Source organism: Desulfobacula toluolica Tol2 (genome assembly GCF_000307105.1).
GTDB classification, from domain to species: Bacteria; Desulfobacterota; Desulfobacteria; order Desulfobacterales; family Desulfobacteraceae; genus Desulfobacula; species Desulfobacula toluolica.
On record NC_018645.1, the window covers coordinates 4,949,102 to 4,975,565 of the forward strand.

Annotated in this window: 12 protein-coding genes, 1 pseudogene and 2 riboswitches; of the genes and pseudogenes, 8 read left to right on the forward strand and 5 right to left on the reverse strand. The window is 48.0% G+C overall.

Annotated features, from left to right (window positions below; genetic code table 11):
• Nucleotides 1-27 precede the first annotated feature (27 nt).
• Nucleotides 28-1,038: a methyltransferase gene (locus TOL2_RS22190; RefSeq protein ID WP_014959522.1), complete on the forward strand. Its 1,011-nt coding sequence runs from the start codon at nt 28-30 to the stop codon at nt 1,036-1,038.
• Between the two features lie 22 nt (nt 1,039-1,060).
• The gene (locus tag TOL2_RS22195) at nt 1,061-2,272 is read left to right on the forward strand and encodes an ABC transporter substrate-binding protein (RefSeq protein ID WP_014959523.1); all 1,212 of its coding nucleotides are present in this window, start codon (nt 1,061-1,063) and stop codon (nt 2,270-2,272) included.
• A gap of 50 nt (nt 2,273-2,322) precedes the next feature.
• On the opposite strand, the gene recD is transcribed toward TOL2_RS22195, so the two are convergent.
• Genes recD through recC (TOL2_RS22210) form a run of 3 tightly spaced genes read right to left on the reverse strand, consistent with a single transcriptional unit; the run spans nt 2,323 to nt 11,571 of the window.
• On the reverse strand, nt 2,323-4,311 hold the full coding sequence (recD, locus tag TOL2_RS22200; RefSeq protein WP_041279682.1) for an exodeoxyribonuclease V subunit alpha: 1,989 nt from the start codon (nt 4,309-4,311) through the stop codon (nt 2,323-2,325).
• Complete coding sequence (recB, locus tag TOL2_RS22205; protein ID WP_014959525.1) at nt 4,295-8,062, reverse strand: exodeoxyribonuclease V subunit beta; 3,768 nt, start codon at nt 8,060-8,062, stop codon at nt 4,295-4,297. The genes recD and recB overlap by 17 nt, the downstream gene beginning before the upstream one ends.
• A 2-nt stretch (nt 8,063-8,064) precedes the next feature.
• A complete protein-coding gene (recC, locus tag TOL2_RS22210; RefSeq protein WP_014959526.1) occupies nt 8,065-11,571 on the reverse strand; it encodes an exodeoxyribonuclease V subunit gamma in 3,507 nt (1,168 codons plus the stop codon).
• Between the two features lie 497 nt (nt 11,572-12,068).
• Here recC (TOL2_RS22210) and TOL2_RS24440 point away from each other — a divergent pair.
• Nucleotides 12,069-13,061, forward strand: a pseudogene (locus TOL2_RS24440) (alkene reductase); the annotation flags it as partial.
• 74 nt (nt 13,062-13,135) lie between these two features.
• On the opposite strand, the gene recC (TOL2_RS22215) reads toward TOL2_RS24440, so the two are convergent.
• Nucleotides 13,136-15,217 (reverse strand): exodeoxyribonuclease V subunit gamma, encoded by a 2,082-nt coding sequence (recC, locus tag TOL2_RS22215; RefSeq protein ID WP_014959527.1) that lies wholly within the window; start codon nt 15,215-15,217, stop codon nt 13,136-13,138.
• A 497-nt stretch (nt 15,218-15,714) separates the two neighbouring features.
• On the opposite strand from recC (TOL2_RS22215), the gene TOL2_RS22220 reads away from it, so the two are divergent.
• On the forward strand, nt 15,715-16,809 hold the full coding sequence (locus tag TOL2_RS22220) for an alkene reductase (RefSeq protein WP_014959528.1): 1,095 nt from the start codon (nt 15,715-15,717) through the stop codon (nt 16,807-16,809).
• A 159-nt stretch (nt 16,810-16,968) separates the two neighbouring features.
• Here TOL2_RS22220 and TOL2_RS22225 read toward each other — a convergent pair whose 3' ends face one another.
• Nucleotides 16,969-19,005 carry a TonB-dependent receptor plug domain-containing protein gene (locus tag TOL2_RS22225; RefSeq protein WP_014959529.1) on the reverse strand — a complete coding sequence of 679 codons (2,037 nt, stop codon included), beginning with the start codon at nt 19,003-19,005 and terminating at the stop codon, nt 16,969-16,971.
• Between the two features lie 237 nt (nt 19,006-19,242).
• Nucleotides 19,243-19,428: riboswitch (cobalamin riboswitch) on the reverse strand.
• A 213-nt stretch (nt 19,429-19,641) separates the two neighbouring features.
• Nucleotides 19,642-19,818, forward strand: a riboswitch (cobalamin riboswitch).
• Between the two features lie 117 nt (nt 19,819-19,935).
• Between TOL2_RS22225 and TOL2_RS22230 the strand changes: the two genes are divergently transcribed.
• From TOL2_RS22230 to TOL2_RS22245, 4 genes are all read left to right on the forward strand, one after another.
• The gene (locus TOL2_RS22230; RefSeq protein WP_014959530.1) at nt 19,936-23,616 is read left to right on the forward strand and encodes a cobaltochelatase subunit CobN; all 3,681 of its coding nucleotides are present in this window, start codon (nt 19,936-19,938) and stop codon (nt 23,614-23,616) included.
• 81 nt (nt 23,617-23,697) lie between these two features.
• On the forward strand, nt 23,698-24,450 hold the full coding sequence (locus TOL2_RS22235) for a cytochrome C assembly family protein (protein ID WP_041279683.1): 753 nt from the start codon (nt 23,698-23,700) through the stop codon (nt 24,448-24,450).
• Nucleotides 24,447-25,307, forward strand: coding sequence for a hypothetical protein (locus tag TOL2_RS22240; protein WP_014959532.1), 861 nt, complete (start codon nt 24,447-24,449; stop codon nt 25,305-25,307). The genes TOL2_RS22235 and TOL2_RS22240 overlap by 4 nt, the downstream gene beginning before the upstream one ends.
• Nucleotides 25,304-26,431 carry an ABC transporter substrate-binding protein gene (locus TOL2_RS22245; RefSeq protein ID WP_014959533.1) on the forward strand — a complete coding sequence of 376 codons (1,128 nt, stop codon included), beginning with the start codon at nt 25,304-25,306 and terminating at the stop codon, nt 26,429-26,431. The genes TOL2_RS22240 and TOL2_RS22245 overlap by 4 nt, the downstream gene beginning before the upstream one ends.
• Nucleotides 26,432-26,464: the final 33 nt, after the last annotated feature.

The window sequence follows — 26,464 nt, forward strand, 5'->3', positions numbered from 1 at the left end:
TTCCAAACAGGTAAAAGGGAGAATTTCATGAAAGCATTTCCAATAATCAATAACTCCTGGGCTGATATTTATAAACTGATAAAAATGAAAACACAGGGCAATGTATTGGTTACGGCAATCAAATGGAAAATTTTCGATTATTTAACCGAGCCTGTTCTTGCCGATACCATTGCAGAAAAGCTCAGGTTTCATCCAAGAAATACCCAACTTTTTTTAAATGCCCTTGCAGGAATGGAACTTATTCAAAAAAAAAATAATTTATTTTTTAATATTGAAAAAAGTGCTGAATTCTTATTAACCTCAAGCTCTTCATATCTGGGGCAATTTTTTTGCCGTGTTCACGAATGGCATGAACAGTCAAGAACACAGATGGAACAGCTCCTGATCAACGGTCCGGAAACAGGCATGGATAAAGTGGATGCTTCAACATGGGTAGAGTATACAAGGCAGGCCTCTGCACATCAGTTTTGCGGACCTGCCCAGAAAATTGCAAACATTGTGAGTTCATTACCCGAATTTTCCGGCATGAAAAAAATGCTTGAACTGGGAGGCGGGGCAGGATTTTACACCATGGTTATCGTCTCAGCCCATGAGAGCCTGAAGGGTGTTGTTCTTGACCTGCCTCCTGTTGCGGCTCTTACCCGTGAATTTATTCGAAAATATGAGGCCCTGGACCGTGTGTCTGCAATGGAGGGGGATTATACAACAGATTATTTGGGTAATTCCTATGATTTAATCTTTGCCGCAGGAACACTGAATTTTGCCAAAATCCATATTGATAAAATTTTCAAAAAAGTTTATGAGGCCCTGAACCCCGGAGGAATTTTTATATCCCAGCACGATGGTATTTCACATGAACGAACCAGGCCGGGAGATCTTGTTTGTGATTTTCTTTTTTCCGAACTGTCGGGAATGGATCTTATTTTTCCAAAAGGCATGATTGCAGAGGCCATGATTAAATGCGGGTTTAGATCAGTGCAAACTCTTACCATAAAAACCAATTTTGGGGATATGGATATTGATATAGCAAAAAAATAGTTGTTAAAAACAAGGTAAAAAAATGTTCAAACTCAATACTCCGTGTCTATTGTTTAAATTATATGTTGTGGTCGTCATGATTTTTGGTTTTTCAGAAAAAGTATTATGCCTTGAAAAGGATTTTACAAAAATAAAAGACAGCAGGGGAATTATTGTTAAAGTACCCAAAAAGATCAACCGGGTGGTGACCATAAGCGACGGCATGGTTGAACAGGTCATGACACGACTTGGCGTTGCCGAAAAAATTGTTGGCGCCGGTTCCGAATGTATCCCGAAAAAACAATGGAATTCTACATATCCTGCCCTTGGTAAAAAAAAATATACATATAAGGGTGGGATGCACACCGCCACCTATTTGAATCCATGGTTCATTGATATTCCCCTGATTACAAGATATGGAGCCGGAATAAATTATGAAATGCTTACGGCCCTTGAACCTGACATTGTTATTATTCGTGCGGGTTCATGTTCGTTTTCCGGCAGCAAGCATGTAATGGAAAAAAGCATATCCCTTATTGAATCCCTGGGTTTTCCCGTTGTGGTGCTTCATGGACCAGACACATATGATGATCCTGACATCCTTACCATATTTCAGGAAATTAAAATTCTGGGAAAGGTGTTTGACAAAATTAAAACAGCTGACAATTTGATAAATTTTCTAAAAAAAACACTTGAATTTATTAAAATCCGAACCAAAAACATCCAGGAATCTGAAAAACAAAAAATTCTTTTACTGGGACTGTCTCAAACAGCCAGGAGTGATGGCGGTGCAGGCCATGTAAAAGGTGCCGATACCATTGAGTCATATTTTATGAATAAATTTGTACATGCAGAAAATGTCTGCAAACAAAAAGGAGCATGGAATATTCTTAACACGGAACAGATTCTGGCTCTTGATCCTGATGTTATTATCCTTATTACCGCGTGGGGGTATCACCCGCCACAAGAACTTTATGACGCCCCTTATTATCAGAGCCTCAAGTATCTTAGGGCAGTCACAAATCATAATGTAGCATCTTTGCCGTTCAGCCCCTGTAATTGTGAAAAAAGACTTGAATTTCCCATAGACGTTATGATTATGGCTAAAACCGCTTATCCTCTACTGTTTAAAGATATAGATCTTGCTTCCTGGCTTTTGAATTTTTATAAAAATCTTTATGGGATTGATTCAGCCACTGCAAAGGGTCTCAGGTCATGCCAGTGGATGGACTGGACCTTGGATCAGGAAAAATAAAAGGAGAATCAAGATCAACACATATCAATACACCCAAAATTTGACATCCGTTAACGGATCAGATCACCAAGGCCAGAGGCCCTGTGGGTGCGCTGCCCAACAGCAGATGACAGGATATTGTCATGGGCGCCGACCAGGGTAAACCAGGAACGGGCACGGGTGATGCCCGTATAGACAAGTTCCCGGGTCAGCACAGGACTCATGGTGTCAGGCAGTACCAAAGCCGTGTGGTCGAACTCAGACCCCTGGGATTTATGAACGGTCATGGCATAGACCGTTTCCACCTCCCCGAGACGGGAGGGCAGCACCCGCTTGAGGGAACCGTCAGCCATGGGAAAAACAACCCTTAATCCCCGGATTGATGGATTGTGTTCGTCCATCACAAGAAGCACAATGCCTATATCCCCGTTCATCAGCCCGAGGCTGTAGTCGTTACGGGTCACCAGGACAGGACGGCCCGGATACCACCCCCGGGTTGAGCGGATCAATCCTGATTGGTAAAGAATATTGGCGATCATTGTATTCAGACCTTCAACGCCCCGGCTGCCTTTTCGAAGTGGAGTCAACACCTGAAATCGATTGAAATTGTCCAGTACTGCCCAAAGCCAGGCAGTCTCGGATTCCCATTTTCCCGGACCTTGGGCCATGCTCTCAAGATAGGCGCGGTAACCGTTTGGCCTGTCCTGATCCTTTTTTGGGGCAAATGCATTGGGATTACCATCAAGTACAAGATGCCGGAACCCTTTATCATCACAAGTGTTGATCATAAGATGAACAATATCGGGAAAGCTCTGGTTCCAGACATCAACCACCCGCTTTTTATCGCCTTGATTAACGGATCGGGCAAGTGCGCCGATTCCGCTTTGTTCACCAAACCTATGGCTTTTTCTCAATACCACGATCTGCTGGTCAAGATCGCTGCCAGGACCGGAAAATGCCGACACATCAAAGCCGGTTGACTGCTGTATCCAATTTACGGTTTCAGCCCTGTAACAGGGATTGGCAGCATTTGCGCACAGATCCCCCAGCACAGATCCTGCCTCCACCGATGCCAGCTGATCTTTGTCGCCAAGAAGAATCAGCCTTGCCGTTGACGGCAGCGCCCCAAGCAGGGCGTCCATCATCTCAAGGTCGATCATGGAGGCCTCGTCCACCACCAAAAGATCCACATGGAGTGGATTGTGCCGGTTGTGAATAAAATTGCGGGAATCGGGACGTGAACCCAGCAGCCGGTGAAGAGTTGATACCTTGGTGGGCATCTTTGCCCCGATCTCTTTTGGCAGACGGTCCATGGCCTTGCTGATGGACTCGGTCAAGCGTGCTGCAGCCTTGCCCGTGGGCGCGGCAAGACGAATTCTCAAGACTTTGTTTTTTTCCATGGCCAGGCCCTGCAAAAGCCCCAGCAATTGAACCACAGTGGTTGTCTTGCCCGTGCCCGGCCCCCCGGAAATCACGCTGAATGCACTGGTTGCGGCTACGGCTGCTGCAATGCTCTGCCAGTGTACTTGTTTTTTTTGTGTTTCCATGGGTGTTCTCAACGGAGCAAAAAGTTTATCAAGGCGATTTTCAAGATTGTCCGGCACTGGAAATGTTTGACCGACACGAAACAAAATTTCTTCGGCCACCCTCCTGGTATAATGCCAGTACCTGCGAAGATAAAGACGGCCCGAATTCAGTACCAAAGGGGTGGCAGCGGTGTCCGTTCCCACAAGGGATGAAGCACCAAGGCTCTCTTCCCATTGAGCTTGCGTGATATTGTAAAGAATCTGGGAGGGTTTTGGCGGCATTAACTCCCCTGTCTCCCCCTCGGGAGGAAGGGACAAGGTGGCATCAGGATCAGCCAGGGCGGCACTCAGATCCAGGCAAACATGGCCCCTGCCCAGCTGGTGGCCTGCAAGAGCCGCTCCGATCAGCACCAGGGCGGAAGCGTCTTTCTCCTGTCGGCCCAGAAACATAACAAAGGCACGATCCAAAGGCCTCAGCCAGCCTCGGTCAGTCCAGGTTTGAACCAGATCATGGGGGTCAACAGTCAGTATCATGGGAATCTCCTTCTTGAAACAGCTCATTTTCTTGTAACAGTTCGCCTTTTTTTAACAATTCGTCTTTTTGGAATAATATATCCAGGATGGTGATCAGCTTTTTTGAGGGTTTGTCAGCATACAGGCCCTGGCCGGAAGCCGTAACCCCCCGCAAAAAAAGATAGACCACCCCGCCCACGTCACGGTCATAGTCATAATTGTTCAGCCTTGCCTTGAGAAGGCGGTGCAGGGCCAGGGTATACAGCACATATTGAAGATCATATCGATGTTCCAGCATGGCATGTGCCATGGCCTCTGTTCCATAAGCGTCCTGGGTTTCGCCCAGGTGGTTGGACTTGTAATCCAGTACAAAATAGCGCCCCTGAAAACAGAAAACAAGATCAATAAATCCCTTGAGCATGCCGTTGACAAGATTCTCCTGCAACAGGGGCCTCACCCTTCCCTGCAGAATATTGTTTGTAACCAGGCTGTCCAGCACACACACATCCACATCATGAGCTGCAAACATGAACTCCATCTCGGCTCTGCAATTGTTCAAGACAAGGTCTGACAGCCGCATGGGACTGTCCGGCAGGGGCAGCACCACGGTGACAAATTCCATGAGCCAGTCGGTCAGAACTTCTGCCCAGCCGTCCCATCCCCGCCGCGCACAAAGCATTGCAATCCGCTTGAGGATGACTGTCCGATCCTGTGCGACCCTGTCAAATCCATGGGTTGCAGCCCATTCCAAAATATCGTGAAGAAACGTTCCCGGCTCAGGGCCTCTTGGAAAACAATGGATGGAGCGGGCATCAGCCATGATCCGGGGTGCAAGATTTATTTGTGTTTCTCCTTCCAGAAGCTGATCCTGGGCCGCACTGTCCGGGGAATCAATTTCTTCATTTGCCTGATTTGCCTGATTTGCCTGATTTGCCTCGTTTACCTCATTTAAATAGTCGGCAAAATGTTTTTCCTGTCGGGGCATGGCAGCACCGGACAAGATTCCAGAATAACTTGTAATTCGCCAATTACGGGGAATGATACCTTCAAAAACAGCTGCCTGGGACAGGTCGGGTGGTTCCGGGCCGGGCTGAAAAACATTTAGGGAAGGCACAGGCAGCGGTTCAATAGTCATGTCAAGACAATCCGCCTTGAAATCAGTCAGGATTGAAGAAAGTTCGGCTGTCTGAACCATCCTGCCCCCGGAAAGCAGGTATCCCATGCCCGACTGGTGAAGGGTTGTGGTCTCCCCGGATTTTTTGGTTGTTTTTCCCATCACCCCAATGCCCAGCCAGCAGGCAAAGCAGGATCGGGTCAGGGCAACATAAAGCATGCGAAGATCCTCTGCCAGCCTTTCCTTATCTGCCAGTTCAAGTTCTTCTTCTCCCGGATTCACCTCCAGCCGGAAATTGCCTTTGTCATCATGGATCTTAACCATGGGCGTGTTGCGGGCTGTAAGGTTGCGGAAGCTGCAAATAAAAGGCAAAAACACCAGAGGGTACTCAAGACCCTTTGATTTGTGTATGGTCACCACCCTTACCAGGTCCCGGTCGCTTTCAAGGCGCAGAATTTCATCGTCAACACCGCCTGCAGACTGCTCAATCTGCCCTGCCAGCCACCGGATCAGTGCCTGCTCTCCGTCCAGGGTTGCGGCCGCTGTCTGGAGCAGTTCGGCAAGATGCAGCAGATTAGTCAGTTGCCGTTCTCCTGAGGGTGTTGACAAAAGGCGGGCCCCCACATTGAATTCAAGAAGCAGGGCGCGTACCATTGGCAGCACTCCCTGGTTGCGCCAGATTTTCTGAAATAGCTTAAACCGTACAAGTTCGGCTTCCCAGGCAATTTCATCGCGGTTTAATTTGTCCAGCAGTTTAAGAGGCAGATCCAGAACAGGTGTTGCCAGGGCAGTTCTCAACATCCGCTCGTTGGAAGGCTCCATGCAGGCCTGGAGAAGATACAGCAGACAAACAGCCTCCTGAGTGTCAAACACGGATTCCCTATCCGAAAGATAGACCGATCTGACCCGCCTTTTTTCAAGGGCAGCGCGAACAGCACGGGCTTCCATGCCGTCTCTTACAAGAACAGCCATGTCCGAGGGGCAAAGAGGTGTGATCCGCCCATCTTCTGTTTGAAACCCTGCGCGGCAGGGAGTCTGTCCCCCCAGATTCAACAGCCGGACGATCCTGCCTGCCGCAGCATCTGCCATCCGTGTAAGATAGCCGTCAGGGCCGGTCTTGACAACGGGCCCTTCCTGGTCCATCTGCCACAGGGTCACAGGAGTGGCCTCTTTTCCATCCACCATCAACTGCTCGGATCTTCCACGGGCAAGTACCGGTTCAAACAAGATTTCATCTTTAAATAAAAACGCTCCGTCGGGAAACCCGGAAGCTTGGCCAAACATCCGGTTAACGGCATTCACCATGCCTTTTGTGGACCGGTAATTTTTCTCCAGGGTGTAGTGACGCCCCCGTGTGTCTTTTCTGGCCGCAAGATATGTGTGAATGTCGGCTCCCCTGAAGGCATAGATCGCCTGTTTGGGGTCTCCGATCATAAACAGGCCTGCCTGTTCCTGTTCCAGATAGATGGTGCCAAAAGAGTCATATTGCACAGGATCAGTGTCCTGGAACTCGTCGATCATGGCCACGGGAAACTGGCAACGGATTACTTCGGCCAGATGGCTGTCCGGCCTGGACAAAGCCTGCGCCAGACGGCTTAAAAGATCGTTGAACCCCATTCTGGAAAGCCTGGTTTTTGCCGCTGTGATACGATTGTTGATCCGGACTGCGGCATGAGACACAAGAGCTTGTTTGACATCAAGAGAATCAATACGTTCATTCATTTGATCAAGAGCGTCATAAGCAGGGTGCATGGGAGGACTCTTTTTTTTTGACACCCCGTTGGCAAGGCCCTGCGCTGAAAATTTTTCCAGGGCCTGATCGTCCGGCAACGGGCCGCCTTTGTTGACCCACAGATCCATCTGGGTTATCCAGCCTGTCAGTGATGCTTTTCTGTACTTGTTGTTGTTCAGGGTTTTGTCTGTCTGGGCCTTGCGCACCCGGTCAACAGCTTCTTCAAAGTCTGACGCCCATATAATGCGGGCATCTTCAATTGATTGCCTGCGGTTTTCCAACACCTCAAACGGATCGGCATTGACTTGTATTCCTGCATTGATAATGGGTGAAACCTGTTTCAACAGGGCCTGGGGGGTGGTGATTGCAGCAACAGCCTTTAACAATGCCACTGTCTCCACACTTTGGGGATAAAAGCTTTCACGCCAGAAATCGCAGGCTGCCTCCTCCATCAAATCCTGGTCGCTGGGTGCAAGCTCCAAATCAAAAAGCGAGAGACTGTCAAAAGCGTGCTGGCGAAGCATGCGCCTACACCAGGCATGAATGGTATGGATGGCTGATTCATCCATCCATAAAGCGGCCTGGTCAAGCAGACGTGCCTTGCCCGGCAGGTGGTCGGGATCGTATTCGGCTTTAAGATTTTCCAGGAATTCATCTCCATCACCCTGCCCCCGGAAAAAAGCCGCAGCCTCGGTAAGGCGATTTCTGATCCTCTCTCTGAGTTCTTCAGTTGCTGCATTGGTAAAAGTGACCACCAGTATTTCCGGCGGAATCAAGGGGCGAAAAAAACCGTTCTCTTTGCCGTGCCCCAGAACAAGACGCAGGTAAAGAGCCGCAATGGTGTAAGTCTTGCCCGTTCCAGCACTGGCCTCAATGAGCCGGGTGCCGTGAAGGGGAAAGGTCAGGGGATTTAATTTTTCCGGCATAATCATGCCTCCTTTCTAACGGCATTGACCAAAGGTTTATAAAGAGTTTGACAAAGCCGTTCAAAGCTGTTGTCCCGGGCCTGCCACAGTGCGTCAAAATCAGGAAAGGCTCGTTGAAGGTAAGGATCATAGCCAAGCTCTCCTTGTGATTGGAAGCCGTCTCCTTCATAAGTTTTTAATGCCTTGCTCTTTGCTGTTTGAGCATCTTTTGTCATCAGAGCGTCAACATAGGCAATTCCCGTCCTGGCCGTCACGGCAAGCGGGCGAGTAAGCCCTGTCCAAAACTGTTCAATAAGGGTCATGAGAATTTCCATGGCTTTTGCAGGCTCAAGGGGATCAAGGCTTGCAATCCCGTCCGGGGCAACAAGGAAACTGGCAAGATTTATGCCCTGGGCGCAGCCTGAAACATGCCGTATCCAGAGGGGAATCAGGCAGTAAATCCGCAAAACATTTCCCTTTTTGTCCAGAATGGATTTGGGATAAAATTCCCACCGCCCGAAACGTGGCAAAGCGTCCGGGGAATCTGTTTGATAAAGCCGATCCAGCCAGTCGTCCAGAGCAGTTAACAAAGACCGTTCAGGATCAAGGGGAATCGATATTTCCATGGGGTCACACTTTAGCGGCCACTTGGACAAGAGGGTCTGGTGGTGCTTGAGCATTAGCATAACCGGTTCTGAAAGCTGTTGTGCAGCCAGCAGGCCGAATCCCGCCATGGGCAGTTCTCCTGTGCGGGTCAGACGCTCGGCTTCTTTTAAAACAGCGGTTTGCATCTGTGCAGGATCTGCTGAAAGCCCTGCTTCCAGAAGCTGGTTGCCAAGCCCGAAAGGTGCAAGGGCGTCAAGGACAAAGGGCTCCTGGTCTTGACTGACAACACGGATTTGATCAAAGTATATGGAAAGGCTCTGGTTGAAAAAATATTTCACGGGATTTTTCACAAACCTGATCAGCGAACCAAGGTTAAGAATTTCATCAAACAAGGTCTTCTCCAGGGAATCTTCAATGATCCCGGATTCCTTAACTTCAAGGGAACTTCGCCACTCATGGGCATAGGTAAAAAGCCTGGGTTGCGTTTTGAGAAAATATGCACTGCCAAAAGGCTGAAGGGGATGAATACAGGTAAGCTGATCTATAAGTGTGTTTTTTTCATTGTCGTCATCCCCACAATCTTCAAGGCTCCAGCCTGCGCTTATATAGTCACGAAGCTGGCCCACCAGAACCGACGGCATGCGGGGGCTGTTATCCCGGACATCTCTTCCCACATAACTGATATAAAATTTTTCCCGGGCCGAGAGCAGGGCTTCCAGAAAAAGATAGCGGTCATCCTCCCGCCTGGACCTGTCTCCCGGTCGATAAAGACCTTTTTGGGCCATAAGGTCGAAATCAAGCGGCGGATGGCTCCTTGGAAATTCTTTGTCGTTCATTCCCAAAAGGCACACCACCTTAAAGGGAATGGCACGCATGGGCATGAGGGTGCCGAAATTGACCATCCCGGCAAGAAACCGCTGGGATATACTGGATTGTATTATCATTCCAAGAAAAAAATCCCGTACAACGGCAAGGGTCAGCTCCCTGTCAAGTTCGGCCTGGGTACAGGCGTCGAGCCAGTTGTCCAGCACCTCGTCCAGGCGGTTGAGAATCAGCCGGTCCCGGCTTTCTTCAGGCAGAAAACAGTTTTTTGCAAGAGATCGGATTCGCAAACACCATTGTTCAGGAGACCCCGGCCTGCTCAATATTTTCCATAGGCTTTCCATCTGCTCGATCACGGCTGCCAGGGGGCCGATCAGGGCGGCTTCAAGCCCCCCCACTTCATCATAGGGTTCAATACCGTTCCATTCCTGGGCCTTACCCACGGCATAGCCCAGCAGCATTCTTTTCAGGCCAAACTCCCAGGTATTCTGTTCAAGACCGGGCGGCAGCCCAAAACCGGTGCGCTGATCCGGGTTCAATCCCCAGCTTATGCCTGCGCCCTTGATCCATTGGTGAAGCTTTGGCAGGTCGGCTTCTTTAACACCGAACCTGTTTCGAAAGGCCGGAACTTCCAGCAGGTCCATGATGTCGCTGACAGCCATGCGCGAATCGGGCAGGTGCAGAAGTTTTTCAAGGGCCTTGAGCAAAGGAACGCTTTCCCTGCCGGGTTTGTCTGCAATGGTAAAGGGAATAAACCGTGAATCATGAAACGCAAGGTTGCCGAACACAGCTTCGATATGAGGTGCATAGGCCTCGATATCCGGAGTCATCACAATGACATCCCTGGGATTTAAGCATTCAATGGTTTCAAAACAATGAAGAAGCTGGTCCTGAAGGATCTCCACCTCCCGCTGGCGGCTGTGGGCCAGCTGGAAACTTATGGACAGATCATCTTCTGTCACCTGTTGTTTGTCTTCTTTTTCACCGGGCAAAGGAACAAGGTCGAGGATCGCCTGCTGAACCTGTTGCAGCAGACTGCCGTTTGTGCCCTGCGCAATAAAATCATCAAACAGGTCTATCTGGGCAAACTGCTGTTGATAGGTATCAGGCTCGTCATATCCGTAAAGAAGGCCGATGTAATCCCTGCCCTGTTTGCCCCATGCCGCAAGCAGCGGGTTGGCGTGCTGGTGCAGCAGTTCCGGATCAAGAGGGTCCGGCATGGAATCCTTGCTGCGATGACGGGCATGTTCGATGCGCAACAGGTCACGGTCTTCAATGATATCTGCCCAGAAGTGGCGGCAGGGATTGTGTACAAACAGCAGCACCTGGCAAAGGCGGGACACGGCATGCAGGGTTTCCAGCACCTGTTGGGGCAACGATGAGATCCCAAATACCATTACCCGGGGCGGCAGGGTATCGGGCCGGTGATCCATTTGGGCAATCTGCCTGAGAAACCGCTGGTGAAGGTCTGCACGACCGATCTCCTGAAATTGTGTTGGAATATCGTTTTTCAGCCTGCGCCACAATTGGGCCTGCCATTTGTGTTCCAGGGGCAATTCAACGGGTTCACCCCTGCCGGTTTTGAGCCGATCTTTGCCTTTTGACCAGTCTTCTAACCAGTCGGCCCGGTAGACCTGATACTGATCATAGAGGTCTGCCAGGTGACAGGCCAGCTGGTATTGCTTGCGCTGGTCCTCATCGTGTTCAAGGAACCGGTTCAGGGGTAGAAACGCCTCCTCCTCCGACAGCAGGGGCAAGAGCCTGAAAAACCGCCAAACCAGCCGATCCCTGTCATAGGGAGAGTCCACGGGGATACTGTCATTTCCCAGTACGGAACGATAGGCGGTCCAGACGTAGCGTCCGGGCAGATGAACTTCAAGCCCGGCACTGATACCGCACCCGTCGTCATCAGCCAGGGCAAGCTTGAGCCACTGGGCCATGCCGTTGCTCTGAACGATGAACTGCTCGGTTTCCAGCACCTTCAGGGGATGGGCCTTGATCCAGCCTGCAGCCACTTTTCTCAAGTCTTCCAGGTGGTTGGAATGGATAATGGAAAGGCCGGGGACAATTTCTTGTACGCTGTTGATCTTGTGGTTCTCCATGGTTCGCTCCTGAACGGATTATGCCGGTTGAAGTTATGCTGAATCTCCCTGAAAGGAGCCATTACCAATATTCGCAATGCTTGTAAAGATTTTATATGAACGCAGTAGGTTCTGGGTGCTTTTGATCAGGAAGGGTTTCATCTTGCTTTTCCAATGCATTGCACAGATGAACCTGCCTGAATTCATGCAAGTTCATTACAGGGTTATTATCGGCAATTGCATTTTCATATGAAAGTCTTCAAAAATCCAAACAGTGACTTTCATGTTTTGTTGTGGGCAAACCAGGATGAAAGAACAGTTCTGCCCATGGCAGCTATATGAAAGCTCTTTTAACCTGTTGGAATCAGATCTTTTTTATTTTGCATAAATAAATTTATCTGTCATTGTGTTATTTTTTTGATATGATGGTCATGTAAAAATTCTAAAAAATCGGTTTTGATGCATAAGTATGCAAATCTTTCTATCCTGACAATTTTTTATTTTAAGGAGAAAATAAAATGAAAACAAACAGCTTGTTTCAATCCATCTCTTTAGGAAAATTTGACTTGAAAAACAGAATAGTTATGGCACCCATGACACGAGGGCGTGCCGGGTCAAAGCGTATACCCAATGATCTGATGGCACAATATTATCACCAGAGATCTTCTGCCGGGCTTCTGATAACCGAGGCAACCGTAGTGTCAGAGCAGGGTATCGGCTGGATTGATTCGCCGGGAATCTACACCAGAGAAATGGTCGAGGGCTGGCGGAAAGTCACGAAGAAAATTCAACCAACCGGTACGCCTATTTTTTTGCAGCTTTGGCATTGCGGCAGGGTTTCGCACAGTGATTTTCATAATGGCAAACCTCCTGTTTCTGCTTCGGCAATCAAGCTCAACGGCGATTATATCCACACTCCTCTTGGCAAAAAATCTTACGAAACACCTCGGGCATTATCCGTGGATGAAATCAGAGCAACCATTAATGATTACCGCAAGGCAGCGGTGAATGCCAAAGAAGCCGGTTTTTCAGGGGTGGAAGTTCACGGAGCCAATGGGTATCTGGTAAATCAATTTCTTGATTCAAAAACCAATCACCGCGATGATCAATACGGGGGAAGCCTTGAAAATAGATTCCGTTTTTTTAAAGAAGTGCTGAAGGCTGTTCTGGAGGTCTGGCCTTCAAATCAGGTCGGTGCCCGTATCTCACCGAACGGTGTATTTAATGACATGGGCAGCGATGACTTCAGAGAAACTTACCTTTATGTGGTGGAAGAATTAAATAAATTTAATCTTGGCTATCTGCATATTATGGACGGCCTGGCCTTTGGTTTCCATGACAAAGGAGAACCAATGACCCTGGCTGAATTCAGGCCGGTTTATCAAGGGATCATTATCGGCAATTGCGGTTATACCAAAAAATCTGCCCAAGAAAGAATAGACGAAGGCAATGCGGATTTGATTGCCTTTGGCCGACCGTTTATCACAAACCCAGACCTGCCCGAACGGTTCAAGAATAACTGGCCGCTTTGTCCTGCCGAAGACATGACGTTGTGGTATTCCCCGGGAGCCAAAGGGTATACGGATTATAGCATATTTAAAAAGGGAATGGCACGCATGGGCATGAGGGTGCCGAAATTGACCATCCCGGCAAGAAACCGCTGGGATATACTGGATTGTATTATCATTCCAAGAAAAAAATCCCGTACAACGGCAAGGGTCAGCTCCCTGTCAAGTTCGGCCTGGGTACAGGCGTCGAGCCAGTTGTCCAGCACCTCGTCCAGGCGGTTGAGAATCAGCCGGTCCCGGCTTTCTTCAGGCAGAAAACAGTTTTTTGCAAGAGATCGGATTCGCAAACACCATTGTTCAGGAGACCCCGGCCTGCTCAATATTTTCCATAGGCTTTCCATCTGCTCGATCACGGCTGCCAGGGGGCCGATCAGGGCGGCTTCAAGCCCCCCCACTTCATCATAGGGTTCAATACCGTTCCATTCCTGGGCCTTACCCACGGCATAGCCCAGCAGCATTCTTTTCAGGCCAAACTCCCAGGTATTCTGTTCAAGACCGGGCGGCAGCCCAAAACCGGTGCGCTGATCCGGGTTCAATCCCCAGCTTATGCCTGCGCCCTTGATCCATTGGTGAAGCTTTGGCAGGTCGGCTTCTTTAACACCGAACCTGTTTCGAAAGGCCGGAACTTCCAGCAGGTCCATGATGTCGCTGACAGCCATGCGCGAATCGGGCAGGTGCAGAAGTTTTTCAAGGGCCTTGAGCAAAGGAACGCTTTCCCTGCCGGGTTTGTCTGCAATGGTAAAGGGAATAAACCGTGAATCATGAAACGCAAGGTTGCCGAACACAGCTTCGATATGAGGTGCATAGGCCTCGATATCCGGAGTCATCACAATGACATCCCTGGGATTTAAGCATTCAATGGTTTCAAAACAATGAAGAAGCTGGTCCTGAAGGATCTCCACCTCCCGCTGGCGGCTGTGGGCCAGCTGGAAACTTATGGACAGATCATCTTCTGTCACCTGTTGTTTGTCTTCTTTTTCACCGGGCAAAGGAACAAGGTCGAGGATCGCCTGCTGAACCTGTTGCAGCAGACTGCCGTTTGTGCCCTGCGCAATAAAATCATCAAACAGGTCTATCTGGGCAAACTGCTGTTGATAGGTATCAGGCTCGTCATATCCGTAAAGAAGGCCGATGTAATCCCTGCCCTGTTTGCCCCATGCCGCAAGCAGCGGGTTGGCGTGCTGGTGCAGCAGTTCCGGATCAAGAGGGTCCGGCATGGAATCCTTGCTGCGATGACGGGCATGTTCGATGCGCAACAGGTCACGGTCTTCAATGATATCTGCCCAGAAGTGGCGGCAGGGATTGTGTACAAACAGCAGCACCTGGCAAAGGCGGGACACGGCATGCAGGGTTTCCAGCACCTGTTGGGGCAACGATGAGATCCCAAATACCATTACCCGGGGCGGCAGGGTATCGGGCCGGTGATCCATTTGGGCAATCTGCCTGAGAAACCGCTGGTGAAGGTCTGCACGACCGATCTCCTGAAATTGTGTTGGAATATCGTTTTTCAGCCTGCGCCACAATTGGGCCTGCCATTTGTGTTCCAGGGGCAATTCAACGGGTTCACCCCTGCCGGTTTTGAGCCGATCTTTGCCTTTTGACCAGTCTTCTAACCAGTCGGCCCGGTAGACCTGATACTGATCATAGAGGTCTGCCAGGTGACAGGCCAGCTGGTATTGCTTGCGCTGGTCCTCATCGTGTTCAAGGAACCGGTTCAGGGGTAGAAACGCCTCCTCCTCCGACAGCAGGGGCAAGAGCCTGAAAAACCGCCAAACCAGCCGATCCCTGTCATAGGGAGAGTCCACGGGGATACTGTCATTTCCCAGTACGGAACGATAGGCGGTCCAGACGTAGCGTCCGGGCAGATGAACTTCAAGCCCGGCACTGATACCGCACCCGTCGTCATCAGCCAGGGCAAGCTTGAGCCACTGGGCCATGCCGTTGCTCTGAACGATGAACTGCTCGGTTTCCAGCACCTTCAGGGGATGGGCCTTGATCCAGCCTGCAGCCACTTTTCTCAAGTCTTCCAGGTGGTTGGAATGGATAATGGAAAGGCCGGGGACAATTTCTTGTACGCTGTTGATCTTGTGGTTCTCCATGGTTCGCTCCTGAACGGATTATGCCGGTTGAAGTTATGCTGAATCTCCCTGAAAGGAGCCATTACCAATATTCGCAATGCTTGTAAAGATTTTATATGAACGCAGTAGGTTCTGGGTGCTTTTGATCAGGAAGGGTTTCATCTTGCTTTTCCAATGCATTGCACAGATGAACCTGCCTGAATTCATGCAAGTTCATTACAGGGTTATTATCGGCAATTGCATTTTCATATGAAAGTCTTCAAAAATCCAAACAGTGACTTTCATGTTTTGTTGTGGGCAAACCAGGATGAAAGAACAGTTCTGCCCATGGCAGCTATATGAAAGCTCTTTTAACCTGTTGGAATCAGATCTTTTTTATTTTGCATAAATAAATTTATCTGTCATTGTGTTATTTTTTTGATATGATGGTCATGTAAAAATTCTAAAAAATCGGTTTTGATGCATAAGTATGCAAATCTTTCTATCCTGACAATTTTTTATTTTAAGGAGAAAATAAAATGAAAACAAACAGCTTGTTTCAATCCATCTCTTTAGGAAAATTTGACTTGAAAAACAGAATAGTTATGGCACCCATGACACGAGGGCGTGCCGGGTCAAAGCGTATACCCAATGATCTGATGGCACAATATTATCACCAGAGATCTTCTGCCGGGCTTCTGATAACCGAGGCAACCGTAGTGTCAGAGCAGGGTATCGGCTGGATTGATTCGCCGGGAATCTACACCAGAGAAATGGTCGAGGGCTGGCGGAAAGTCACGAAGAAAATTCAACCAACCGGTACGCCTATTTTTTTGCAGCTTTGGCATTGCGGCAGGGTTTCGCACAGTGATTTTCATAATGGCAAACCTCCTGTTTCTGCTTCGGCAATCAAGCTCAACGGCGATTATATCCACACTCCTCTTGGCAAAAAATCTTACGAAACACCTCGGGCATTATCCGTGGATGAAATCAGAGCAACCATTAATGATTACCGCAAGGCAGCGGTGAATGCCAAAGAAGCCGGTTTTTCAGGGGTGGAAGTTCACGGAGCCAATGGGTATCTGGTAAATCAATTTCTTGATTCAAAAACCAATCACCGCGATGATCAATACGGGGGAAGCCTTGAAAATAGATTCCGTTTTTTTAAAGAAGTGCTGAAGGCTGTTCTGGAGGTCTGGCCTTCAAATCAGGTCGGTGCCCGTATCTCACCGAACGGTGTATTTAATGACATGGGCAGCGATGACTTCAGAGAAACTTACCTTTATGTGGTGGAAGAATTAAATAAATTTAATCTTGGCTATCTGCATATTATGGACGGCCTGGCCTTTGGTTTCCATGACAAAGGAGAACCAATGACCCTGGCTGAATTCAGGCCGGTTTATCAAGGGATCATTATCGGCAATTGCGGTTATACCAAAAAATCTGCCCAAGAAAGAATAGACGAAGGCAATGCGGATTTGATTGCCTTTGGCCGACCGTTTATCACAAACCCAGACCTGCCCGAACGGTTCAAGAATAACTGGCCGCTTTGTCCTGCCGAAGACATGACGTTGTGGTATTCCCCGGGAGCCAAAGGGTATACGGATTATAGCATATTTAAAACAGTTGAATAAATTGTTCTTTTACAGAAAGATATAGACGATCAATGGTTCAAAGCATTTGCCTTATTCTTCTGAAACCGCCTTAGCAATCCTGCCTTTATCCGGCAAAGCCGGCAGCAGAGGCTTTGCCCCTGAAACCGGCTATGTCTTTTCAGTAAGAGATCTAATCTTTTAAAATGTGTAGTTATAGCTGACAAAAAAACCACGTCCTGGCTTGGGAAATCCTTTTTTTTCATAATAATTGTGATCCAGGAGATTATCCACTTTTAAGGTCACTTTGTGGTTATTATAAAATTTTACACCCAAAACCAAATCAACCACGGTAAATCCAGGATATTCTATTTCAGGATACCCGGCAGCATTCCAATCAGTATCCTTCATGGGGCCCTGACTGCGAAAATGAAGCTTGCCATCCAACAGGCCGTCACTATAACCGATACCATAATTGACTGTATGATTTGACACGTTATGAATATCTTTTTGGGTTTTATCGGTCAATTCTTCTTCTGCACTGAAAATACGGGTTCCGTTTACAAAAAATTCAAATGAACGGTTCCATTTGAGGGGGATGCCGACATCATAGGAAAGCAGGTATTCCAATCCATGCATTTCGGCTCCCATGCCGTTTTTATAGGTTTTAGTATTACCGGACTGTTCGGTGATGATTTTATCATCCACATCTGAGTGGAAATAGGTTAGGTCTGCATTGAATCCTGAACTTGGTCTGGCATATCCCATTCCCAGATCATAGGTAACCGAAGATTCAGGGTCCAGATTGGGATTTCCCTTGGTAATCATGTTAACCCCTTCGACCAAGCGTTCTGAATATCCTGCCAGCTGGGCTGCAGATGGGGGAACAAAGGCCTTTCCTATAGTAGTGTGTATACGGATACCTGAATCAAAAAGATAATTCAAACCGGCTCTTGGACTAAAAGTGGAAAAAGACTCTGTTTTCGGATTAAAATCTGTTTTATATGCAGTCACTTCGGTTGAGACGTCAAATGTATCGTACCTCCCGCCCGCAGTAAAGGTCATGCGATTGTCCATGATTTTCCAGATGGTTTCAAGGTATCCGGCAATATTCCGGCGGCTTTCATCCGGTGAGTAGGGGGCTTTTCTGGTATTGTCCTTATTATAGCTTCTGGATTCTTTATCAATATCCTGGTAATCAGCGCCGAAAATGAATTTATGGGCTTGCCATGTAATTTCATCTTTGAGCTGTAAACCGATCCAGTTGATTTCAGAATCATAGCTTTGGTAGGGATCAGCCGGGGCAGAAGGCCAGCCTGCATAGTGTTTGTAGCTTTCAGATAGTTCCCGTGTTTTGTATCCTGTGATACCCAGGCGGTGACTGGCAGTAATTTGGCCTTCAGCAGTCACGTCAAATCCGTGGCGGTCTATATCCTTGTGACCGGACTCGATATCACCCTTAAAAATATCGCCAGGGGTTTTAATATCACGTCCTTGATAAGCATCCAGCCCCATGTCAACCCGCCAATTTCCTCCAAGATTTGCCCCCAGTCTTACATCGGCATTTTGGGTCATATATTCTGTATTGGCGCGTTTGTCTCCGTTTCCCATTTTTAAATCATCCTGCTGGTCATATCTTCGGGCTGATAGATCAAAATCGAAAATATCGTTCAAACTGCCGCCCAAAGCGGCTTTTTGAAAATTGGTATCAAAGGAGCCATATCCCAATTCCACCATTCCCGTCAGTTCACCCGTATTTTTTTTGGTAATCACGTTAACAACACCGCCCATGGCTTCACCACCGTACAACGAGGAGGCTGGACCTTTAAGCACCTCAATTCGTTCAATATTGTCACTTAAAATTGTGGATAGGTTGGTGGCACCGGCGGGCCGGCCGTCAATCAGAATCAATGAGTGTTTCGTGATTCCTGAAAATTCAGGTCTGAATCCGCGAATACCGATCCCGGCTAACGCACCGGGGTATTCAATCACCCCGATGGATGAATTTTTCTTTAGTTGTTCGGTAATGGTTTCACCAGTGGTCAGTTCAATTTCACGGGCATCAATTAATTCTATTTTAACCGGTAAGTTTTGAATTTTTTCTTCACTTCTGGTGCCGGTGACCACCATTTCATCCAATTTTGCAGGTTTTTCACCGGCAATTGCCGGGTTGACCAAACAAAGGCCAGGAACAATAAGGGTCAAGACGATCATGAGTGTGGGTATTCGTTTGTACATTTTCCCCTCCATAAAACAAGCGTCATCATAAAAAGTGAGGTGGGATAAAAAAAGCTCAAAAAAATTGAGTGTATCATCCCTTTGTCTAACCTGGACGGTCTCTTTATAGGCTAACGCCCGGTTTTACCGGGGTGTTTTACAAACAAAAATCCCCGGATCATTTTATTAATAAACGATCTGGGAGTCCCTGATTTTTTCCACAGATTCACATGTGCCATCCCTTTGTCCACGAGGAGTGACATTTCCTATTTCCAGGCAGGTCTTCTGACTTTCGGTTCATCCTAGTAGCTGTTCCTTCCCGGCATAAAACAGCCAGTGGTTTCTTTACAGCGTTCGTCTCCGATTACAGCGGCGGGCCCGTCCCTGATTCAAACAGGGTTCCCATATTATCCCATGTCGGGCACCTGAAAATTGTAAAAATACTTAAAAGAAAAAAAAGATGAAGTCAAATAAAATTTAAAAATTGTTTTTTTTAATCAAACAAAGCATTCATTTATTTTGAATCATTATGTTCATCCGGCTTTTTTCGAGTATTATCAATTGTTGTCAATATATTAAAAGCTTGGTGAATGGATAAAACAAACGACGCTGTTTATACTGAAATTATGCTTGACTTTTTCTTATTTGTCTTGTAGCACAGAGTAAATTTTATCTGGTGCCATCGGCTTAATAGGGAATTTCGTGTAATTCGAAAACGGGCCCGCCGCTGTAATCGGGGACAAATGCTGCAATATGCCACTGTTGATATAATGGGAAGGCGCAGCATGAGGATGATCCGAAAGTCAGAATACCTGCCTGGTAAAACATAGGAAAACCGTGTACGGCAATGCCGGTTTTTCATCGGATCTATTTGGATAAAAAAGGGACATCCTCGGGTCGTAAATTATTTACGGTTCGGGGATTTTTTATTTTTGGGCAGGGAATGTGAGAATGGAAAAAAAACCGTTAAAAATTGTTTATTGCTATACCCATATGTTTTCAAAAAAACTCTGGCAGAAAGCTGCTGCCAGGTTGAAAGATCAGGGGATTGATCTCATGTTTTTCAGGCAGGGATCAGATCCGGAAGGATTGAACAGCCGGCAAACCATCCACGGGGATGTGTTCATGGGAGAGGTGACCAAGGCATTGCCCGGATTCCGGCAGGTTCTGGATCAAGCCCGATCCTTTGAACACCGGATGCTGCTCAGTGAAGAAGGGGCGGATGATTTTTCCAGTTTTACCCGACAAGAAACCCTTAAGGTTCATGAATACCTTAATTTGCCCCATGAAAACAATTTTATCAATGCCATGCTTTTTATTGCATCCTTATGCAACATTCCGGTCTCATTCAATGATCCTGAAACCGTTGCCACCTGCGGCGTGTATCATCCTTCAGCAAATACCTGGTTTGGAACTGCAAATGAGTATATGAACTGGTATATTAGCAAAAAGGCGGACTTTATTCCTTTTGGATGTGCAGGGATTGTCTGCGCTTACAACCAGATTATTGAAGAAAACACAAAAGAAATAGACGCCCTGATAAGGATTCTTGAAACAAACGACCTGATACCCTTTTGTGTGTTTACCCGGGGCGAGGCCCATGCTCCGGATTCATATGATCAACAAAGCAATGCCACGTCTAAAAACCCGTATGACTGGATGAGACTGTTTGAAGCCGGTGATATCCGGCCTGATATTTTGCTCAACCTGCTTGCGGGAAGATTCCTTGCCCGGCCTGAAGACGGAAAATTTTTAAACAGCCTGAACATTCCTGTGATACAGCTTATCAAATCCTATGCTCACTCTGTCGATCAGTGGAAGGCAGACCCGGCAGGCCTTAAAAGCCACAGCATGATTTATTCCCTTTCCCAGCCGGAAATGAACGGGGTAATAGAACCCACCATGGCAGCCTGTGTGGAAGACCCCGGGGAAGGCGCAAGAACAGGCGAATACCGGTTTGAACCTGTACAGGAACGCCTGGAATCACTGGTAAAACGTATCCGGCGATGGCGAATTCTCCAAAAAAAGGCCAATCACGAAAAAAAAATCACCATCGTGCTTCACAACAATCCCTGCAAAGGAGTGGAATCCACCGTGGGCATGGCCGTGGGCCTGGATACATTTGAAAGCCTGGGGGCAACTATAAGGGCATTGGGTGCGGCCGGATATGATATTAAGGATTGCCCGGTTGAGGGTTTGGCTCTGAAAAACGCTGTTTTTGAAAAAAAAGCATTTTCAGAATTCAGATGGACCACGGTGGATGAAATCGTGTCCAAAGGTGGTGGGCTGCATTTCATGGGCGCAGATGAATATCAACCCTATTTCAACGGTTTGCCCAAAGCAGCAAAAGAAAAAATTGAAAAGGACTGGGGACCATTTCCAGGCCAGGGAATGGTTTATGAAAAACAGGACCGAAAAAACCTTGTTATCACAGGACTTTGTTTCGGCAATCTCAAAATTATGGTTCAGCCTAAAAGGGGATGTTATGGTGCCAAATGCAACGGTGAGGTGTGTCGTATCCTCCATGAACCGGATTTGTCTCCACCCCACCACTGGCTGGCGTCCTATAAGTTTATCCGGGATACCTCGGATGCTGTTCTTCATTTTGGTGCCGAAGGGGCATTGGAATACCTGCCCGGCAAGCGGGCCGCACTTTGCCAGACCTGTTTTCCGGATATTTCTCTGGGCGATTTACCCAATATCTATGTATATTGCATGGATATTCCCGGAGAGGGGCTCATGGCAAAACGACGGGCACAGGCCGTGATTGTGGATCATCTTTCTCCGGTTCTCAGCCACATGGGGGCAGATGAAAATCTCATTGAGCTTGAGAGCCTGCTTGCACAATACCAAAAGGCAGACCAGCTGGAGGAATCGGACCGCAGACAAAAACTCAAACAAAAGATGCTGCCCTTGATGGCTGAACTGGAACCGGATGAAAATAAAAAAGGATCAGACGATTTCGAAGATCGGCTCCATACCCTGGGCCGCAGGATCAGGCAGCTTAAAACGGCCTGTTTTCAAAGTGGGCTTCATGTCCTGGGCAAGGCCCCTGACGAAGAGGATATGAATGCCATGCTGGAAACACTGGAACAGACTGTCCGGGATGATGATCTCCTTGCCCGGGAAAAAATATTTTTTATTACCGAGAAATTGCAGCAGTGCCCAAGGGAGCTTGAAGCCGTTGTTCAATGCCTGGACGGGAAGTATCTTGAAGCAGGGCTTGGCGGTTCTTTTTACCAGGGAAAGCTTGAAACCCTTCCCACGGGCCGTAATTTTTATCCTGTTGATATTGCTGCTCTTCCCACAAAAACGGCATGGGAAACAGGAAAAATAATGGCAGACAAGCTGCTTGAAAAATATTTCACACAAGAGGGCGAATTTCCGGAAAATGTAGGGATCAGCCTTTGGAGTTCCGATGCCTTTAAGGCCGACGGAGAGCTGTTTTCACAAATTCTCTATCTTCTGGGGGTGTGTCCTGTATGGGCAGATAACGGCCGGGTCAAAGGTCTTGATGTCATTGAGACAGACCGGCTGTTACTGACAACGGCAAATCATGAAACAATACACCGGCCCCGGGTGGATGTGACCATCCAGACCAGCGGTATTTTAAGGGATATGGTGCCCAATTTTTGTGATCTCATGGATGAGGCGGTGGTCATGGTCAGCCGCCTGGATGAACCCTCTGACGTTAATTATGTGGCAAAACGAACCCGGGAACAAATTCTGGAATTAAAGAAAAAACTGGGCAAAGACCTGCCTGAAGAGGCCATTGCCCGCATGGCCTGCTTCCGGGTTTTTTCTTCCAAGCCGGGAACCTACGGGCTTGGGGTCGGGCTTGCCCTGGATGCCTCGGCCTGGAAAAATAAAAATGACCTGGCCGAAGCCTATGTCAACTGGGGGGGATATGCTTATGGATCGGAAAAAATAAGCCATGCCCTTGAAAATTACGGTTATGAGGCCCATGCCATCCTGGCCAGGCAGTTAAGGGATGTGGATATCTCCTATATGAAACAGTCGTGTGTGGAATATGATGTTCTGGACTGTGGGGGATATGCCGTGTTCCAGGGTGGCATGGCAACAGCCGGTAATGCCCTTAAGAAAACCGGAAAAAAAATCAAGTTATACTGGGGAAGTGCCGGAACAGGTGAGGAAAAAGGAATTTGTGATTTAAAAGATGCAATAGAAAACAGTGCATTGACCAAATTATTGAACAAAGACTGGCTGGAAAAAATAAAACCCCACGGATTCCAGGCTGCTTCATCCATTGCATCCAAGATCAACAATTTGTTTAAACTGGCTGCCACAACCGAATCAGTGGATGATTGGCTCTTTGACCGGGTGGTGGACACCTATATTGCCGATGAGGCCAATGCCGCCTGGATGAAGTTACAAAATCCCTATGCCGTTGAAGAGCTGACCCGCAGGTTGCTGGAAGCCCATTCAAGAAAATTGTGGGAACCCGATGATCGGCGCCTGGAGCTTGTCCAATCCATGGCACTTGAGATCGAAGGGGACATGGAAGAGACCATGGGAGAGGTGAACTCAGAGTTCCAGGGAAGTCGGGTGGATGTCATGACAAAGGATGATGTGGAGAATTGGAATCCCGCATTTATATTGGCCGGATCATAAGTTTAACCTTACATTAAAGCAGGTAATATATGAAAAATTATTTTTATGTTCCTTTTTTTTACTATTCAGGAATTGGATAAGATGAATATTCAAGTAATCATTCATCATTCTTTTCTGGTCGCCTCCCTGCTCTATCTGATCAGCCTGATCATGGTGGCCGCAAAACAGAAAACCTGTGCTGCATGTGTATTTGCAGCCGGTATGATATGCCATGCCGGTTCTCTGGCGTTGCGATACTGGACCTGTTTCCCGCTGCTGCCCTTATACCAGGGTCCGTTTTTTCTTGCGTTTGCAGTGGGCCTCATCGGTTTTCGGCCGGTTCTGTCTCGCTCCAACCTGCTGTCCCGGATCGTTCTTGTCAATTTGCTGTCCTGGTCTGCATATTTATTTCCCAATGATTTTTATCTGCCGTTTTTGCAGTTTAAAACCCTGTTTGCCCATGGTTTCTTTTTGCTGGGAGTGGTGGGCAAATCCCTGTTTTTGCTGGCAGGGGCCGGGGCAGTCATGGTTCTTCTGGATAAAGGCGAGACGGGACAGGTAAAATTCGTGGGCCAGGCTGTGCTATGGGGTTTTTTTTTCTGGACCCTGTCTGTATTTTCCGGTGCTTTCTGGTCCTGGTTGGGGTGGGGATCACCCGTTGTCTGGGATGATCCTTTGATGACCACAACAATGGCCACCTGGCTTTTATACTCCCTGATGCTTCACCTGCATCTTACGCGGTTTTCAGGTGCCGGGCCCAGGGCCTGGTTTGCCCTTTTGGGTGCCGTCTGGGTGTTTTGTTTTAATTGTGTGCCTGAACTGGGACCTTTCAGAATACCGGGGTGGCTCTCATGAAGGGATTAAAACAGATATGGAATTGGGCGGGAAATATTTATGTGACCATGGGGATCATGGGGGTGATGATCCTGGATCTTCTGGCGGGATATGTCATGCTCAAATATCATGCCCATTTGTTTAACCCCATCAATGATCTGGGATTTCTCAAATGGTCTGCCACATGGGGTAAAGAATCCCTGGGAAAGACCGGGTGGCTGTTTATCCTAGTGGGGCTTCTGGCCGCACTGTCATTCAATACCTTTGCCTGCACCACGGATCGGGTGGTAAGCCTGTTGAAAAATCGTCACAGATTTAAAAGTCGGTCCCGGTTTGTTCTGCGGTTTGGTCCCCATGTCATGCATTACAGCATGCTGATCATGTTCCTGGGCTATCTGGTTTCCTATCTTTTTGCCGGCACCCATGTTGGAAAAGTCCTGTTGCCGGGGAAAACCATCCAGGTGTCCGGCAGCAGGATTACCCTTGAAACGCTGGATATTGAGTATTACACGGGAAATCGTCTGCTGTATATGGAAAAACAGGCCATTGATATCCGGGCAAAATTGTTACTTCAGGCAGGTGAAAACACCAAACTTGCAGTGCTTTCTTTTAACCGGCCGGTCCGGTTTCAGGGCCTGAGCATCCATTTAAAGGATTTTGCACCCAAAACCCGGAGCAACGGCATGGACAGGCGACAATTTGTCACATTGATTATTAAACAGGACCCGGGAGTGGGGTTTTATTTTACAGGAATGGTCTGTTTTACCCTTGGACTATTGATGTATGCCTGGGAAAAAATTTTTTCAGAAAAACGGTATGGGTTTGGTCGACAAAGGCAATACATGTCCAATCAGACCGGACAGGAGGAAACAACATGAGAGTAAACGTAAAACCGGTGCTGCTGATTTTTATAGGTCTGGCCATGGCTTTTTTTACAGGATGTTCCAGCGACAGTGAGTCACCGGTCAAAGAAAAAGAGACAAAAGAGTTAAGTTTTATGAGTATCGGCAGTTTTGCCGTTAACCCACTGGCCAATGGATGCACCGAGGTCAGGGACGGGGCCGGCAGGACCTTGATACTGGTCCCCCGGGACGCGGATATACCTTCGGGGTATGAAAAATTCCAGGTGGTTCGGACCCCGGTTGAACGGGTGGTGGCCTATGGCTTTTTTGACATTGCCATTCTCAAGGCATTGGGGGTGATAGAGTCACTCAAGGGTGTTCTGGCCGAAAAAGAGGACTGGTTTATCCCGGAAGTGGTACGGGGAATGGAAGAGAATGCCATTACCTTTCTGGGGGATTATAATGCCGTGGATTTTGAACAATTGCGTAAAGTCAGGCCTGAACTGGTCCTGACCTGGGACATGTCCATTCTTCCCATGCTGGATGAAATGGGGGTCGCCTGTGTGATCACCACTACGCCCGTTGCCATGTGCCTCAATGCCCGGATGAAGTTTATCCGTTTTCTGGCCCCGTTTTTTAATAAACAAGCCCAGGCAAATCAATATTTTGAGCGAGTCTCCAATGCCCTGGAACAGATCCGGAAAAACACTGCCAAGGCAAGTTATAAACCCAAGGTCATGTGGGGAGACATCTATGAAAAGCGGGTACTGGTGGAACCGGGAAACGCCTGGGTGGGTGAGCTGGTTGAACTGGCATTGAGTGATTATCAGTTTGAAGATATTTTCGGCAAATCCTGTGTCGAGATTTCCCTGGAGCGATTTTTATATTCCGGCCAGGATGCCGAGATTTTTTTCACCTACCGGACCCCGAAAAGCGGGGCAAGTTCAAAGGCGGCTCTGGCACGGGCCAATCCGTTGTTGGCCGGTGTGAAACCCTTGAAGGACGGCAGGGTGTATTCCCCCATGCCCCATTATACCCAATCCGGGGACAAGCTGGATGAAATATTGACGGATATTGCCGCCATTCTTCATCCCGAGTGTTACCCGGGGCACAAACTTGGCTATTTCAGGCAATTGCCGGATACAGACCCGAAAAGCTGAAGGCCTTTAAAATCAATACAGGATAACTACTAA

Bases quoted from the DNA above. Each gene is read 5' to 3' on its own strand.
- TOL2_RS22235 (WP_041279683.1), top strand. From the start codon at position 23,698: ATGAATATTCAAGTAATCATTCATCATTCTTTTCTGGTCGCCTCCCTG.
- TOL2_RS22190 (WP_014959522.1), top strand. From the start codon at position 28: ATGAAAGCATTTCCAATAATCAATAACTCCTGGGCTGATATTTATAAA.
- TOL2_RS22240 (WP_014959532.1), top strand. From the start codon at position 24,447: ATGAAGGGATTAAAACAGATATGGAATTGGGCGGGAAATATTTATGTG.
- TOL2_RS22230 (WP_014959530.1), top strand. From the start codon at position 19,936: ATGGAAAAAAAACCGTTAAAAATTGTTTATTGCTATACCCATATGTTT.
- TOL2_RS22225 (WP_014959529.1), bottom strand. From the start codon at position 19,005: ATGTACAAACGAATACCCACACTCATGATCGTCTTGACCCTTATTGTT.
- TOL2_RS22220 (WP_014959528.1), top strand. From the start codon at position 15,715: ATGAAAACAAACAGCTTGTTTCAATCCATCTCTTTAGGAAAATTTGAC.
- recB (WP_014959525.1), bottom strand. From the start codon at position 8,062: ATGCCGGAAAAATTAAATCCCCTGACCTTTCCCCTTCACGGCACCCGG.
- TOL2_RS22245 (WP_014959533.1), top strand. From the start codon at position 25,304: ATGAGAGTAAACGTAAAACCGGTGCTGCTGATTTTTATAGGTCTGGCC.
- recC (WP_014959526.1), bottom strand. From the start codon at position 11,571: ATGGAGAACCACAAGATCAACAGCGTACAAGAAATTGTCCCCGGCCTT.
- recC (WP_014959527.1), bottom strand. From the start codon at position 15,217: ATGGAGAACCACAAGATCAACAGCGTACAAGAAATTGTCCCCGGCCTT.
- TOL2_RS22195 (WP_014959523.1), top strand. From the start codon at position 1,061: ATGTTCAAACTCAATACTCCGTGTCTATTGTTTAAATTATATGTTGTG.
- recD (WP_041279682.1), bottom strand. From the start codon at position 4,311: ATGATACTGACTGTTGACCCCCATGATCTGGTTCAAACCTGGACTGAC.